The organism is Virgibacillus proomii (assembly GCF_900162615.1).
In the GTDB taxonomy this organism is placed as follows: Bacteria; Bacillota; Bacilli; order Bacillales; family Amphibacillaceae; genus Virgibacillus; species Virgibacillus proomii.
Genome location: NZ_FUFN01000010.1, coordinates 422,945 through 437,559 on the forward strand (window position 1 = coordinate 422,945; position 14,615 = coordinate 437,559).

At 33.8% G+C, this 14,615-nt stretch carries 14 protein-coding genes and 2 pseudogenes; 8 read left to right on the top strand and 8 right to left on the bottom strand.

Translation table 11 applies throughout. From position 1 onward, the window contains the following. Positions 1-333 precede the first annotated feature (333 nt). Positions 334-990 carry a GntR family transcriptional regulator gene (locus tag BN1066_RS09960; protein ID WP_077319296.1) on the bottom strand — a complete coding sequence of 219 codons (657 nt, stop codon included), beginning with the start codon at positions 988-990 and terminating at the stop codon, positions 334-336. Between the two features lie 291 nt (positions 991-1,281). Between BN1066_RS09960 and BN1066_RS09965 the strand changes: the two genes are divergently transcribed. Both BN1066_RS09965 and BN1066_RS20775 read left to right on the top strand, forming a co-directional pair. Then, positions 1,282-2,016 carry an EcsC family protein gene (locus BN1066_RS09965; RefSeq protein WP_077319297.1) on the top strand — a complete coding sequence of 245 codons (735 nt, stop codon included), beginning with the start codon at positions 1,282-1,284 and terminating at the stop codon, positions 2,014-2,016. A gap of 81 nt (positions 2,017-2,097) precedes the next feature. Next, positions 2,098-2,313 (top strand): annotated as a pseudogene (locus BN1066_RS20775) (radical SAM/CxCxxxxC motif protein YfkAB); the annotation flags it as partial. 740 nt (positions 2,314-3,053) lie between these two features. On the opposite strand, the gene BN1066_RS09975 reads toward BN1066_RS20775, so the two are convergent. Then, positions 3,054-3,545 carry a nucleoside 2-deoxyribosyltransferase gene (locus BN1066_RS09975; protein ID WP_077319298.1) on the bottom strand — a complete coding sequence of 164 codons (492 nt, stop codon included), beginning with the start codon at positions 3,543-3,545 and terminating at the stop codon, positions 3,054-3,056. 438 nt (positions 3,546-3,983) lie between these two features. Here BN1066_RS09975 and yfkAB point away from each other — a divergent pair, with 438 nt between their 5' ends. From yfkAB to BN1066_RS10000, 5 genes and pseudogenes are all read left to right on the top strand, one after another. Further along, complete coding sequence (gene yfkAB / locus BN1066_RS09980; protein ID WP_077319299.1) at positions 3,984-5,117, top strand: radical SAM/CxCxxxxC motif protein YfkAB; 1,134 nt, start codon at positions 3,984-3,986, stop codon at positions 5,115-5,117. A gap of 360 nt (positions 5,118-5,477) precedes the next feature. After that, on the top strand, positions 5,478-6,431 hold the full coding sequence (locus BN1066_RS09985; RefSeq protein ID WP_342745603.1) for a mechanosensitive ion channel family protein: 954 nt from the start codon (positions 5,478-5,480) through the stop codon (positions 6,429-6,431). 417 nt (positions 6,432-6,848) lie between these two features. Next, positions 6,849-6,992 (top strand): annotated as a pseudogene (locus BN1066_RS09990) (flagellin); the annotation flags it as partial. A gap of 312 nt (positions 6,993-7,304) precedes the next feature. Next, entirely contained in the window at positions 7,305-8,915 is a 1,611-nt protein-coding gene (locus tag BN1066_RS20780; protein ID WP_245799840.1) for a T7SS effector LXG polymorphic toxin, read from the top strand. Beyond that, the gene (locus BN1066_RS10000; protein ID WP_077319301.1) at positions 8,912-9,475 is read left to right on the top strand and encodes an Imm43 family immunity protein; all 564 of its coding nucleotides are present in this window, start codon (positions 8,912-8,914) and stop codon (positions 9,473-9,475) included. Before BN1066_RS20780 ends, BN1066_RS10000 begins: the two co-directional genes overlap by 4 nt. An 86-nt stretch (positions 9,476-9,561) precedes the next feature. Here the strand turns inward: BN1066_RS10000 and BN1066_RS20220 are convergent, their stop codons facing one another. The 4 genes from BN1066_RS20220 to BN1066_RS10015 all read right to left on the bottom strand — a co-directional run bounded on the left by BN1066_RS20220 (position 9,562) and on the right by BN1066_RS10015 (position 12,448). Beyond that, the gene (locus tag BN1066_RS20220) at positions 9,562-9,720 is read right to left on the bottom strand and encodes a hypothetical protein (RefSeq protein WP_179104351.1); all 159 of its coding nucleotides are present in this window, start codon (positions 9,718-9,720) and stop codon (positions 9,562-9,564) included. Further along, positions 9,689-11,005, bottom strand: coding sequence for a helix-turn-helix domain-containing protein (locus BN1066_RS10005; protein ID WP_077319302.1), 1,317 nt, complete (start codon positions 11,003-11,005; stop codon positions 9,689-9,691). Before BN1066_RS10005 ends, BN1066_RS20220 begins: the two co-directional genes overlap by 32 nt. Positions 11,006-11,843: 838 nt before the next feature. Further along, complete coding sequence (locus BN1066_RS21240) at positions 11,844-12,083, bottom strand: DUF2599 domain-containing protein (protein ID WP_077319303.1); 240 nt, start codon at positions 12,081-12,083, stop codon at positions 11,844-11,846. Next, positions 12,080-12,448 carry a hypothetical protein gene (locus BN1066_RS10015; RefSeq protein ID WP_077319304.1) on the bottom strand — a complete coding sequence of 123 codons (369 nt, stop codon included), beginning with the start codon at positions 12,446-12,448 and terminating at the stop codon, positions 12,080-12,082. The genes BN1066_RS21240 and BN1066_RS10015 overlap by 4 nt, the downstream gene beginning before the upstream one ends. A 120-nt stretch (positions 12,449-12,568) precedes the next feature. Here BN1066_RS10015 and BN1066_RS10020 point away from each other — a divergent pair, with 120 nt between their 5' ends. Further along, positions 12,569-12,865, top strand: coding sequence for a hypothetical protein (locus BN1066_RS10020; RefSeq protein WP_077319305.1), 297 nt, complete (start codon positions 12,569-12,571; stop codon positions 12,863-12,865). A gap of 579 nt (positions 12,866-13,444) precedes the next feature. On the opposite strand, the gene BN1066_RS10025 is transcribed toward BN1066_RS10020, so the two are convergent. Both BN1066_RS10025 and BN1066_RS10030 read right to left on the bottom strand, forming a co-directional pair. Continuing rightward, the gene (locus BN1066_RS10025; RefSeq protein WP_143695783.1) at positions 13,445-13,660 is read right to left on the bottom strand and encodes a hypothetical protein; all 216 of its coding nucleotides are present in this window, start codon (positions 13,658-13,660) and stop codon (positions 13,445-13,447) included. 180 nt (positions 13,661-13,840) lie between these two features. Continuing rightward, a complete protein-coding gene (locus tag BN1066_RS10030) occupies positions 13,841-14,599 on the bottom strand; it encodes a DUF3891 family protein (RefSeq protein WP_077319307.1) in 759 nt (252 codons plus the stop codon). Positions 14,600-14,615 lie beyond the last annotated feature (16 nt).

The window sequence follows — 14,615 nt, forward strand, 5'->3', positions numbered from 1 at the left end:
AGAAGTCGTATTTTTCTTATTGCATAAATCTAGATACATTGGTTCTAATGACATGATCAAAGAATATCGTGTGTAGTAGCATACATTAAGAATGGTTGAAAGATAAAAGCAGTTGAAGTATTAATGTGTAATCGTTTTCGTTTTATTTAAATTAGGAAACACCCCTCATTTCAAAATAATGAAGCAGGAAGGTAATTTATGGTTGATCGTTTTTGAAAGAAAAATCCCATGATTACAGTCTTTCTATAGGGCTTTTCAGAACCCCCTTTGTCTAGCTAAAAGTTCTTCCAAATCTTTGTCCCTTTAATCTTTTAAATAGGCATGTATATAGGATTATTTTTGAGCCTGAAATTCTTCTATTGTCCGAAGCCAATTCTCCTTCATGAGTTCAGAAAGAGGTTCTTTTTTTCCTTCTTTCATTAGTTGAATAATTTTTTTATGTTCCTGTATGGACTTTTCTGTTAAAATGATGGAGTTGTGGAAAAATAAGCGTCTAACATGTGCTTGTAAATTTGCTACAATTCTATGAATATAAGGGTTATTTGCAGTGTCAACAATAATTTGGTGGAATTGTTCATCAATTTTCAAAGCTGCATAGTAATTCTCTGAATGAATGGCTTTTGCAAATCGTTCATTTGTGTTTCTCAATTGCTCCAATGTTTCTTCGTTTAAATTTTCAATCGCCAATTCAGCAGACAACGCTTGTAGTACAGCTAAGGGCGGCAAAAGATCATTTATCGATTCTTTTTCCACTTCTGTAACCTGTGTCGCTTTGCCTGGAAACATTTGAACAAACCCTTGCGTCTCCAATAATTGTAAAGACTCGCGAACAGGAGTCCTACTTATTCCTAATGCTTGTGCTAGCTCTGAATCATTCAATTTTTCTCCAGGCTGCAGGGTGCCATCGATAATCCATTGTTGAATTTGATTAAATGCGCTTTCTTTAGCGGATTGTCGAACTGGTTTAGAATGATTTACAGGTATCGGCATATCTGATCCCCCTCGTATATTATGTTTAGGTATTACTTAATGAAGCATAATAATTAGCTTCAAAAATCTTATTAGATCATTCAGTAATTTCCAATTTATTACTAGTCTAGCTTGAGGTTTGTCTTTTTAAGAATTTGAACCTTGATTACCAAATAATTATTTATTTACTTTGATACATTACCGCAGGTCTTTATCAAATAAATATATTGTTTAATAAATAGTATACAATAAAATAAGAAACCATGGAAATATACAATATATTAGTGTTGTTCATTTGAAGGAGGTGTTTAAATGGTTTCTTATGAACAAACGGTACAACGAGAACTTACTTGTTGGAGAAAGAAAATGTATCAAAAACCTAACTTATTTAACCAAGTCTCTAAAAAAGCACAATCGAAAATAAATAGTTGGATCCCTGCAAAAGCACAACGCTTTATTACTGAAAGTATAAAAAACATGGTGAGAGCCATTTTGACAGGGTCACAGATGATGACAAAAAAGCCACTTATTCAAGAGAAGAATTTATATAAGCAAGATGAACTGGTGAAAGGAAAATTAGTAACCTATCGGAAAACAGCCACGATTGAAGGAGCAGGTACAGGTGCAGGAGGAATATTTCTTAGTTTAGCTGATTTTCCGTTACTATTATCAATTAAGGTGAAATTTTTATTCGAAGCCGCTTCTATTTACGGTTTTAATACAAAAGAGTACGAAGAGCGCTTATTTATTTTGCACGTCTTTCAGCTTGCTTTTTCAAATGATAAGACGCGAAAGCAAACCATGTACACCATTGAAAATTGGGAACAGGAAAAGCATAAGCTGGTAGAAATGGATTGGCAAGTTTTTCAACAAGAATACCGTGATTATATAGACTTGGTTAAATTGTTGCAAATGGTTCCTGGATTTGGTGCGGTGGTTGGAGCATATGCAAACTATAATTTACTGGGTCAGTTAGGAGAGACGGCAATGAATGCGTACAGGTTGAGGCTGTTGACGATACCGGGCGATGAATCTAGTTTTATGTAAACATTAACCTCTAGCAAACGCAAAAAAGAATTTGGCAATATTCCAACTTCTTCTATTGCACCTTAGGGAGCTTATTTAGATGTGGAACAGCATGGAAGGATGAAACTATCGAACATTGAAATTACGACAACAACGCTTTGTAATACGTGCTGTGCTCACTGTGGTTACTGGAGAAAAGACTTGATGAAATTCCTCATTTGCGCACGTTAAGTATAACAGGGAGGCTCATGATGCAGAAAAAATCAGTCCGTTATATGGTCATACCGCTGTTTTAATATAGCACATCGTCGTGGTGTTTAACCGTAAATCAATGCAAATTTGATATTATTGTATAGAAGATATAACCAATATTATAAATCGGCTTGAGAGAGGAAAAATAAACATAATAAAGAAATACTCTTTAAACTAGCTAAAAGTTTGACAGCAGATATAGTAAAAGGAGCTGGGAAAAAAGCAAATACTAAATAGCAAAAACCGAACAATTCACTTATAATTGTTCGGTTTGTTTGTGTTAAAAAATCCTATCCTCGCTACGTCAACATATTTCGCTTTCCGCGGGCCCGGCCTCAGCTTCCTCGGAAAGCAAAAATCGCTTTCCTGCGGGATCTTCAGCTCGAGCTATTCCCGAGAGGAGTATACATATGTTGACTACGCTAAAAACTTACGTATACATTAGAAAATCTTGGCTTATCGCCAATTCCTTAGCGAAAGCCGTAGTTTTTCTTATACTATAAACCATAAAATTTTATACTTTCCTATAGTACAAGGACGATTTATGGTTCGTTTTTTAATCAACTGTTTTAGTTATGTGCCAGCCTCTTTCCTGTTTCACTGTTATAGTTAGCCATCATCAAGCAGTAATACAACTTTCCCAGAGTACTTATAGTGACAGTATTTACCACCATACTGCAATATTGAATTTATATTATACAGTATTTTAGCGCACTTTCTACATCAATACTGTTAGCATCAGTCTTCTTCCAATTTTTTCGTTACCTATTTTTCTAATTGTCTTAGACTCTCCATTAACCAGGTCATTAAATATAGCCGCCTTTATATTGAATCTGTGGCATTTTCAAAAAGTTATATTCAGCAACATAATCAGTGCCAGTCAGGTAAGCATGACAGCTCTCTGACAGCATTAGATTGACAATGCCTCCTTTTTCATGGACTAAGATCACTGGCTTTCCGGTAGCTACAGCATAACCAATCTCCATAGCTGTTCCTGAGTCAACATGTCCATGCCTTTCACCATGTAAGAAAGTTTCTCCATCATAATCAATTACAGCAACAACATGAGTAGCCCAATCAATATTTTTGATGTCATTTTGATAAACTGCATTAGCCCACTGAGGAGAGCCAAAAGGAAGAAAGTCAAGTTGCTCCTTTCTAGGAGAGAAATAAGCTTCAACAAAAGGATTCGTCTCTAATGCCTGCTCGACTCTTTTTACTCTCTCAACCTGCTCATCATTGAAAAATGGAGAGGCTAGGTATACCCTTGCTTTTGTAATCTCCGTCTTTGAATTCATCTATAATCAACCTCCTATGTTAATCTAAAAAGAAAGGAGAGTTTTTCATGTGAAAAAGTCCTCACTTATAATCTTTTTCAGTATTGCTTAATAGAAAGCTTAAGCACAATAATTAATTTAGCGCATCTTAAGTATACTGTAAAGCATTAATTAAAATTATTTTGGAACTATCCAATTTAGTAAAATTCCTCATGTGGTACAGATACGCCCAATTTCAGTTTCAATCCAATAGGAAATAGTCTTTTTAATTTGATCTGTCTCAATCAATGATCTTTCCAGTCTGTCCAATAAAGCCATAATCTTCAGATGGTTAACAACTTCAATAGAGGGGTTCTCTGTTGTATGTTATTAATTAAAGTTACATAGCATTTTGCGTTGACATAAGCCCTAACCTTTATTCATACTTATGATGGGAGTTATAAGATAGGAGTAGTTAAAATGAGTAAACAGTATAAAGTCATTACCAAAAGCAAGCCTACACCTCAAAATGATCCATGGGAAGCATATTTGGATGTTGAACAATATGGAAAAATGACATTATCAAACATTGAATTTACAACAACAACACTTTGTAACATGCGCTGTGCTCATTGTGCGGTTGGCTATACGCTGCAAGGAAAAGATCCTGACGCATTACCATTGGAATTATTAGAGCAACGGTTAGATGAAATAGCGCATCTTCGCACGTTAAGTATTACAGGAGGAGAACCGATGATGTCGAAAAAGTCGGTTCGCAATTATGTTGTACCATTATTAAAATATGCACATGAACGAGGCATAAAAACGCAGATTAATTCTAATTTAACTTTGCCATATAGCCGTTTTGAGGAAATACTTCCTTATTTAGATGTGCTGCATATTTCACACAATTGGGGAACAGCAGAAGAATTCGCTGAAACAGGATTTGCTAGGATGGAAAGAAAGCCATCGTTGGAAAATCGAAAGAAATATTTTGAGCGTATGGTTGAAAATGCACAAAAAATTTCTCAAGCAGGTATTATGGTATCTGCAGAAACGATGCTTAATCGGCGTACATACCCATATTTGGAAAAAATTCATGACCATGTGCTAGAAATGGGATGCTCGCGTCATGAGATCCATCCGATGTACCCTGTTGACTTTGCAAGTAATTTAGAGACATTATCCTTAGAAGAAATGAGAACAGGTATCGAGCGATTATTAGATCATCGGAATACAAGTGTATGGATGTTGTTTGGTACGTTGCCTTTTTATCCATGCAGTTCTTCACAATCTGATCTAAACTTATTAAAGCGTCTATTTAACGAAAAAAATGTGTCGGTAAGAAATGACCCGGATGGCCGTTCCCGTTTAAATGTAAATATATTTTCAGGTGACATTATTGTTACTGACTTTGGAGATGAACCGAAACTAGGGAACATTCAGACTATGTCGCTTCCTGAGGCATATGACCGCTGGATGCAGACGAAAACAGCAAAATCATTAAATTGTCACTGCCCGGCTGTAAAATGCCTTGGTCCTAATATTCTTGTTAAAAATACATATTACCAGGATGTAGATTTTCAACAACGAAAAGCGGTTATTGAACTGTAAATACTATGAAAGTATGAAATAATTATTATTGATTCACCAATAAAACGCCACTAGCTAGTTATAGTGGCGTTTTTGCATGTTAAAAAGCACGGCATATGATTTCTAGAGTAAGAGTATAATAACGTAATCAGTTGTGCCAGAGGTTTAGAGCCCAGTTTGCTGGGAGATAAAGGGAATAGAAAAGAGAAAATCATTTTCACTTTATATAAGTATAAAAGATTAAATCTCTTTTAAAAACGCGCAGCAGCTGTTGATCTCTATCCTCACCCAATAAGTGAAAGTACTACTTACAACTTCTATTCTCTAGAAATACTTATATACATATAGTAGCAAACAATTCGTTGGGGGTTGTGCACGATTATGTCAATCGAGTTTCTTCAATTTCTACAAGCCTATAAAAACCTAATATATACCGGTTTATCTATCGTTATTTTACTATTAATTTTCTTCTTTAGAAAAGGTATTACACGTTATTTTTTTACCTTATTGTTAAAAGTGAGCAAGCATTGGTTAAATGGTTTGTTTGTGCAGCTTAAGTCAGCATTTGAACGACCTGTAGAAGGATTTTTGGTAATATTTGGTATCTACATATTTTTAAGGTTGTTTCCCTATGTAGATCATACAAATGGTTTTTTTGTTCATTTAGAAAGATCTTCTGTAATTTTCATGGTTGGTTGGGGGCTATTTAATTTATCTTCTTCTTCATCGCTGTTATTTGCAAAAATGAACGATAAATTTGATTTGAAGATCGATTCGATCCTTATTCCGTTTTTTTCCAAGGCAATCCGATTTATTGTAGTGGCTATAAGTTTTAGTATTATTGCACAAGAATTTGGCTATGATGTCAATGGGTTTGTAGCAGGATTAGGGATAGGAGGACTTGCTTTTGCTTTAGCTGCAAAGGATGCATTAGCCAATTTCTTTGGTGGGATTATTATTATTACGGAAAAGCCATTTACCATTGGTGATTGGGTATGGACACCGAGTGTAGAAGGGACAATTGAAGATATTTCCTTTCGCAGTACCAAAATAAGAACCTTTGCTCAAGCGCTTGTTACTGTGCCAAATGCGACACTGGCTAAAGAAGCAATTACAAATTGGAGTAAAATGGGAAAGCGACAGATTTCATTCAACTTACGATTAACCTATGAAACATCTCGTGAGAAAATAAAGAGTGTTATCTCCCAAATAGAACTTGAACTACGTAATAATAATGAAATACATCAGGATACAATTTTTGTTAATTTTGATCAATACAAAGAAAATGGGTTCGAATTATTTTTATATTTTTTTACAAATACAACAGATTGGTGAGAATATTTAAACGTAAAAGAAGCAGTGAACCTAGCTATTCTCGACATCTTAGATAGGGAAGGGGTAGCAATTGCTTTACCGACACAAAAGCTGCTTGTAGACACTAACGATAGTGAAATATTATTGCGGGAAAAAATGTAATTATATAAAAAGGAGAAGCTTATCTAGAGTCATGCGAGCGCTATTCCTACGCTTCTTAATAGAACTGCATGATAGAAGCAAAATTGAATTGTTTATTACGTGTTGTAAAAAAAGATAGTTAATGGATGATACTGCAACTTCAGCGGCTTTATTTTCCAACATGATTTACCCCCTGTATTTGATAAAATAAGTATATCAAATTGTTATTATCTAATCAAGAACTCATGTTCTATATTGGTATGTCATAAACGACAGTGTAAGCCGATGGTTTACTTTGCTGCTGAATCTCGTATCCGTGACGTAGATATGGCTAAAGAAATGATGGCATTCACAAAGAACAACATTCTTACTCAAGCAACTCAATCTATGCTTGCGCAAGCTAATCAAACGCCACAAGGTGTACTTCAATTACTTCGTTAATTGAAACTATAATAGTAGAAATAGAAATCCCACGGAGCAAATTTCTGTGGGATGTTCTTATTGATGACAAATTTCATCAACTTTTTAAAAGTGACTGTCTAAAAATTTATTATTTTACGAAAAGCAAAAGAAGGAAGGCTTCAAGAGTCTATACCTAAAGCAAAGATGTTTAATATGTGTAAAAAAAAGAAGGGTTAACTCTCCTTCTTTTTTTATATGCTTTATAAATAAACAATTTAATATATTCCGTACTTTTAGTATAATGCAACTAAAGGGGGAATTGAGTTTCATCTGTGATGGGAGGAGATGTAAATTAAAGCGCTTTATGTAGGGGAATGTCATAGCCTTCTCGACCAAACATTAGCGCAACTAGAACAGATACATACACAAATCAAAAACATTCAGAAAAGTATAGAAGGCATTATCGCCTTAGAAGAATCTTTTAAAGGGAAGACAGCTAATTCTATTCGAACCTTTTACAAAGAGGTACACCAGCCGTTTCTGTTGTTTCTAGAGGGGTTCATTGACAATTATTCGAATACATTACGGGAAATAAAACAATCAATTAATGAACTGGAACCAGACAGGAATGGAGTTATTCGAGAGGATTTTCTTGCGGGTGGTGTTCAACGAGGACTTAAACGGGCAGAACATGTTGCAATGATGCTAACCGATGAGGCAAATGCTGTCCTCCGATCGGTCAGAGATATTATTGATGTTAGGGATTTAGATGATGGGGAGTTCTTGGATAAAGTACAACATGCAAAGAAAATGACGTACAAGACCATTGAAAAGCTGTATCTATTTGATCGACATAATACAGCTAAGCTAGAGCCTGTGGAGCAAGATCTCCATACCATGAAAAACTATGTAAGTCGAATTAGAGAACTAGGAAACAGCGGTCAAATAAATATTGCAACGTACCAAGCAAGAAAAATAGCTGACCAAAAGATTCATCAGCAGCTGATGCAAGGTCTCATGAAAAAGGCTGGAAAAAATGCCATAGACTTAGAAGTCATCATGGGGGAACTTGGCAAACGTCTATTTTCGAAGTTTATCCCACTAGCAGCGATTCCGATTAACTATTTGCAGAAACATTTTGGACTGAAAACAATAGATTACAGCTATCGGGCTATACATGCTACTTTAGCAGCAACGGGGGATAGTTTAACTGCAAGTGAGTTTTCAACCATCGAGCATCTTGTTATTTCAAAAGTAAAGGTTTCGGATTACAAGGGAGTAAGACAAGGAACTTATTATACCTTAGCTGATGGCAGGAAAGTGCGGAAGTTTGAATCGGAAACAGGTATTAACTATGAATTGGTTCATACGATACCAGCTAGCCGACAAAAGCCAAAGGATCCAGAAAAAAGCTGGTTACAAAAAGCAGCAGATGGTACGAAAAATGCGTTTGTAAAAGCAAGAGAATTTAGTGCAGCAGCTGTAAAAGAAACAGCGGACTTTCTTATTTTAGATGACGTTAATACTATTTTGGATTCAGAAGCATCTAAAAAGGAAAGGATAATAGCAGGTGCTTCTATTATTCCCCATGGTAAAGTTCTAAAGTTGATTAAAGCTGGCGGAACAATTAAATTTGTGAATAAGGGTGGAATAACTGCAAAGCGAAAACCCCTGCAAAGACATCACTATGCAACTAACAAGAGTAAAAAATACACTCCAAAAATTGAAAAGATCACTAAAAAATATGGTTTGGATTTAGATGGTGATTGGAATAAAGAGTTGCTTCCTCATCAAGGTAGACACCCAAACGCTTATCATGAATTTGTCTTACAAAGGATTATAGCGTTTGACAAGGTTGCAAAAGGTGATAAAGAGAAATTTTTGAGACTATACGAGAGGTTAAAAGAAGAGGTTAGAAAAAATCCAGACATGCTGTACAAAGATTACTGGAGGTCAAAATGAGATATTTTAAATTACTAAAAGAGTACCATGATGATAGCGAAATATTTTGCTTTTGTGAAAATGATTGTGGTCGTGAGCAGTATGAACTATTAGAAGGAAGGGTCATAAGCAACTGGAATGAGTCACCTGTATTTTATTATAACCCAAGTGAAGGTGACAATACGGTCGATTATGTACACAACGATTTATCTTGGTTTATTATCTCCTCTAAGTTCAAATCAATACTAGAGAACATCGATAAAGGAAGTGTTCAATATCTATCAGTAGATATTAAAGACAATGAAAATAACAATTTATTAAAAGGCTATACAGTAGCAAATATAATAAATGTTGTCGATGCCATTGACTATACTCATTCTATCTATAGTGTTTTCGAATTAGAGGATGAAAAGGTATATAATTTTACTAAATATGCCTTAAAAGAAAGTGAAATAAAGGGACATATATTCAAATTAAAAGGAGACGAAATTCCAATATTTGTATCAGAAAAAGTAAAGGAGCTAATTGAACAGCACAATATCACTGGTTGTGACTTTTTGGAAGTTAAAGTAGTGTCCTAGAGGAAAGGAAGCTAAACATATTGTCAATTAAAAAACTATAAACCATGATGCTATTCGATGGTTTATAGTTTTTTAATTGACTTAGATTAGAGAGCCGTTGGTTTAGGTTCATATGGTGTTGCTGTTGGTTTAGGTTCAAATGCTGTCGGTTTAGGTTCATGTAATGGTTTCTCAGCATCAGTTACAAACAATGAACCGCCCAAAAGTAACATACTACATGTCACTGATACTACTAATTTTTTCATCTTCTATCCCTCCTCCTAATTTGATTATTTTGTCATAACTACTAGTTGCTAATTTGTAATACTGCATAGCTTCCTTATACCTACCCTTTTTCTCTAGATGACCAGCAAACAATTTTGCATAAAATACTAAATATTGATAATCCTTTTTTTGCATTAGGTAAGGTATAAACTCTTTTTTTATTATAGATTCAAATTTATTTACATCCCGACTTAACAATTTTGCATATGCTTGGATAATGTAGTTGTAAAACCTATAATATTCTTCACCTTTAACCAAACTAAGTGTATCTTCACCCAATCGTAAGTATTCTTTTGCTTTCAAATATTCGCTGTTTTTATAAGAAAATTGCATTAATCGAGTAATAGCTTCTAATTTGGATGCACAATCCAAATCTCCACTTGCTAAAGCAAGTGAGTAATTTTTAATGGACTGTTTTGATTCTTCTACTATTAAATAAAAGCGACCTAGATTAAGATGGGTTAACTGAATGATTTGTTCATCATTTTCTAATTTACCTAAACGCATAGCCTGATTGTAGTTTTTTATCGCAATATCATTCATTTTAATTCTTTGATATGATATTCCTAACAGTATATGGCATTGTGCACAGCGAACAAAATTGTAATCACGCTGAAACACAGTCATTGCTTTCTTTGCATAATTAATAGCTTCCATCCCATTTAATAGTTTGCTGTGGGCGATTGAAAGGGCATAATGCAAATCGGCGATTTCGACTTCGTCAATGTTTGCTAAGCGAATCTTTTCCTCTGCCAATTGGTAACATTGCATAGATTGTTGGTAGTCTTCTTTGAATGAGTAATAATCCCCTTTAAATTTATACCAATAGTAGGCATGTGTATCACTAAATGTGTCTACCATTTCATGGAGATCATTTATTTGCTTCAAGGCTTTTTTGAAATCCCTTAAAACGATATAATAACGAATTTTATGTATTTCAAACGTTATCGCTTGGTCGTTAATGTTAGTACTAATTAGCTGTTGTAATTCTTCATACTTCTCTGTCATAACGCGTTTATCATACCTGTCAAACAGCATATCGTACCATTCTTTGCATTTTTTTTCTACTTCTAAATATTTTTTTTCATTATCGTTTATCTCTATCCCTAAACGATTACAAAGTAATTTTATAGTATTCGGGTTGACATCTGCCTTATTATTTTCTATTTTAGACAGATAAGACACTGAAACAATGCCTTCTGACAATTCTTCTTGTGTCATATTACGCTTCTTTCGTTCTAATTTAATAAAAGAACCTATTTCCATCAAACCTTAATCACCTCAAACTCAACTCTTGTAAATTACTATCTATTATTATAGCACAAATTAAAATAGTCTATGTTGGGAAAATAATCTGATTTTTGTTTGTTTTTCATATTAAAAACGGTTAATATCTGTTTATTTTTCTTTAAAAAGGAAAAAGAGATATTTAAAAGTGTCAAATCCAAAAGATTTAACGAATTAATTTGTTATGGAGTTTCTGTGGGTATGATTTCCAATCCAAGACCTCAGTAAAATTAGATAATACATACAATCATGCCACCACTCCATATAAAAACTCCTTTTCCATTAAAATCCAAAAAGCATAAAAGAAGTTAATACCAAAAACATCGTAGTTGAAGGTAAAAGTTATGAATACAAAGCAATAAAAGAAGGGAGCACCCTTACTGTCAAGGTAACTGGAGAAGATGGCTACATAAAATTAACTAGAAATGGCGACAAGGTAGCTAAGGTAGAAAGTGATTTTCTGAAAAAACGATAAATTACAAGTTAAAGAACAAACAGATAGCTTGATACAAAACATAAAAGAATATAAATCCATTTCTCATACTAGTGATGGTGCTGTTATAACTAATTTTAAGGCAGCAACTAGAAAGTTTCCACTTAATGATAATTAACTAGGGATTGTAAAAACTGTGTCAGTAAGAATGCTTATGGCTCTTGCTCACACAGTTACAGTTTTTTATTTAGTATAGAGCCAAAAAATCTAAGCGAAAATGAAACAGCTGTAGCCAATGAGATCGATTGACCACAGCTTTTAAAATTTTTACGTGTTGTAAAATAATCGATTGTTAAGGTTCGATACCGAAATCAGATCGATTAATTATTTATTTGGGGGATTGCAAAAATTTTTAAGCACTAAAGCGTAATTACTAGTTTTTCGCCATGGCTCTAAATTCCATGGATTTTTTAAACCTCTTACTGTCTCAGTATGGCACCGTAATTTTGCCTTCATGCTTGCAGTATTTTTCCAGTTCTTAGTCCCTTTATGTTTATTATATATTACTTGCCATCTGTATTTTTCATAATGAGCTTGGACGACTGGATTAGGGTGTTTCGTCATACAAGTTTTTTAGAGTAAACGGATAAAGCAATTCCGTCAGATCGTTTTCTCCATTTAGAATTGGAATAATAATCGGAAAATTTGGTCGACGGATTTTTAGCCGCTACAGTTGCTACACTGTTATTCATTCCCAAATGTTCCCGTTCAAATCTATCAATTTCAGTTGTTTCATACACAGCATAAACAGCATCTTCACTTAATGGATCACCTGATAGTAAGGCTATAAAGGAATCCCCATCAGCAAAATCAATTTTGCCTTTTTTTGGAGTATACTCATAACCTAAATCATCAGTTTCTGCATTCGCAGTCATTGGAACATAAGTAAAAATAAGAATAAACAAGTAAGAACCCCAAAGTTTTTTCACTTTTCCATCTCTTTTGCGCCAATATTTTATTTATTGCAATGATTATATTTATTTGTAAAAATGTCAATATTTTATGTTATAATATTGTAACAAAAGATTAAGGAGGTAGGAGGACTTTAAATGTTAGGAGAAGAATTTACTTTGCTAGCGCCTTTATTTTATCTTATACTATTTTTCACAATGGTAAATTTTCTATATTTAGCTTTTTTTCAGAATAAAATTAAGAGTAATTATTATGTGCTATTAAACTCAGTATTTTTCCTAGTGATAGCCATGGTGCTATTATTTCAAGAGGGAGTCATAGTTGATGAATTTAATAAGTCACCAGGTTCTATGAATTTGATTCTTTCAATCATTTCAGGGATTGTATTCTTAATAAGTTTATTTTTTATAAACAAAAAGAAAATAAGTAAATAATACTAAAAATCAATAGTTAAACCTCTATTGGAATGTAAATGTCATTAGTTCTTTATTAGATTGGACTAGTGCCATTTCCTGTTTCTATACTAATCAGTAATTGCCAAGAGGTACGAAACAGGAAGTTCGCTCTCAAATACTGTTGTAAAATATTTCATCCAAATTTTTTAAAATATCTCAATATGTTAAGAATACTAAACCTAATGAGACAGAATTTATAACTTCCGATAATATGTTATGTAAACTAGAAAACTACATAACTATTTTTTATAATTATTAAACGCATTCACAATATCGTTAAACTCAAATGGATCTAAGTATCCCCTCTCCTTTATGTTTGCAAAAAAAGTAAATCGTTCCAGCCTATCAATCTGAACATAGGAAGTTTTAGTTAATCCAGAATGAGGGCTATTTTTTATCTGAATCCGATTTTGTTTACGTGGTGTTCCTGTTATTTTTAACCCATAGACGTCTCCATCTTTTTCCTTGACAACAATAAGAAAGACAGGGCGTCTTTTTTGCCCTGCCCAGATCCTTTTTCATAGGGGAAATTTAAATCATATATATAACCCAGCTTCATTAATCAATCTCCGTCCAAAATTTATAATTAGGATGATCAGGAGATATATCAACGTTTCCATATTTATCAACTCGTAATGGTTTTTTATTAGGAAGTTTAGATATATCAACCTTCTTGGATATATTTTTTAGTATTTGATCATATTCTTTTTGTATTTGACGTCTATTAGGACTTTTAACTACTGCATGAGCCATTTCTTCGTCTCCTTCGTACACATACCAAAATCACCTCTTGGATATTAGTATATGCGATATTATCTAATATATCAGAAAAATTAACTTTTGTCTAAATAGCACCTCACCTAAGATTAAGTATAAAATTCGTATTATTGAATCTTAACCGGCTAGGAGGGATATTGAGTTTCACAGTAAAAAGTGCGACAATATCCAGCTTAACTAATGCGGTACAAATGAGATTGTAGTTTCCCGGAAAGGAGCTTGCTGATAAGCTGGAATTAATCCTTTATCTACAATGCTTTCTGTAACTAACCATTTATACGGATAGGAAAAGGAAACTTCCGATACAAATGGAAAATCGGATAGAGCAACAGTGGTTTTATCTTTCCAAGTAAGGTTAATTTTTTCCCCGGTAAACGATTCTAAGTTAGCCGGTAATGGAATTCCTTCTTTAAAAAAAGGGTGCTGATTGGTTCCTGGTTCATTAAGGCAAATAAACAAAGAGAGATTATCACAAAGCTGTAACAGACTATAATATTTAGCAAATAATTCAGAATCAAAATTTCCTGCCATTTGAATAATTCGCTGTTGTCGCTGCTTTTCTTGTTTTACAAATTTGCGACTGATTGGGGAAGCATCACCTTTTAGAAAGCGGGTGTAATGAATACTGCAAAGTAAGCCTGCATATGAATCAACTGCTTCTACTTGATCAATACCGGAAGCATAGAGCATTGTTTTTGCGGAATTAGGAAAGTCAATAAAGCTGTATGGCTTTTCAGCTAGATCATTCCAAAAGGGTTCCTGATCGAATGGTTTCCAACCAATATCATGCTTATCGATTGCATAAATCACAGACGCTTTATGTTCTGACTTAGGAAAGTGAATTTCTTTCCATTTTTTAATCATATCACCTGAAGTTTGGGCATGATGGTCTTGTTCAATTAGGATATAACCGTTTTTATGCGCTCTGACGATCAAAAGTGAACCTCCTTTC

Excerpts from the sequence above, each read along its gene's own strand:
- BN1066_RS09985 (WP_342745603.1), top strand. The coding sequence starts at position 5,478 with ATGTCAATCGAGTTTCTTCAATTTCTACAAGCCTATAAAAACCTAATA.
- BN1066_RS10000 (WP_077319301.1), top strand. The coding sequence starts at position 8,912 with ATGAGATATTTTAAATTACTAAAAGAGTACCATGATGATAGCGAAATA.
- yfkAB (WP_077319299.1), top strand. The coding sequence starts at position 3,984 with ATGAGTAAACAGTATAAAGTCATTACCAAAAGCAAGCCTACACCTCAA.
- BN1066_RS09960 (WP_077319296.1), bottom strand. The coding sequence starts at position 990 with ATGCCGATACCTGTAAATCATTCTAAACCAGTTCGACAATCCGCTAAA.
- BN1066_RS09975 (WP_077319298.1), bottom strand. The coding sequence starts at position 3,545 with ATGAATTCAAAGACGGAGATTACAAAAGCAAGGGTATACCTAGCCTCT.
- BN1066_RS20220 (WP_179104351.1), bottom strand. The coding sequence starts at position 9,720 with ATGAAAAAATTAGTAGTATCAGTGACATGTAGTATGTTACTTTTGGGC.
- BN1066_RS09965 (WP_077319297.1), top strand. The coding sequence starts at position 1,282 with ATGGTTTCTTATGAACAAACGGTACAACGAGAACTTACTTGTTGGAGA.
- BN1066_RS10005 (WP_077319302.1), bottom strand. The coding sequence starts at position 11,005 with ATGGAAATAGGTTCTTTTATTAAATTAGAACGAAAGAAGCGTAATATG.
- BN1066_RS10020 (WP_077319305.1), top strand. The coding sequence starts at position 12,569 with ATGTTAGGAGAAGAATTTACTTTGCTAGCGCCTTTATTTTATCTTATA.
- BN1066_RS21240 (WP_077319303.1), bottom strand. The coding sequence starts at position 12,083 with ATGACGAAACACCCTAATCCAGTCGTCCAAGCTCATTATGAAAAATAC.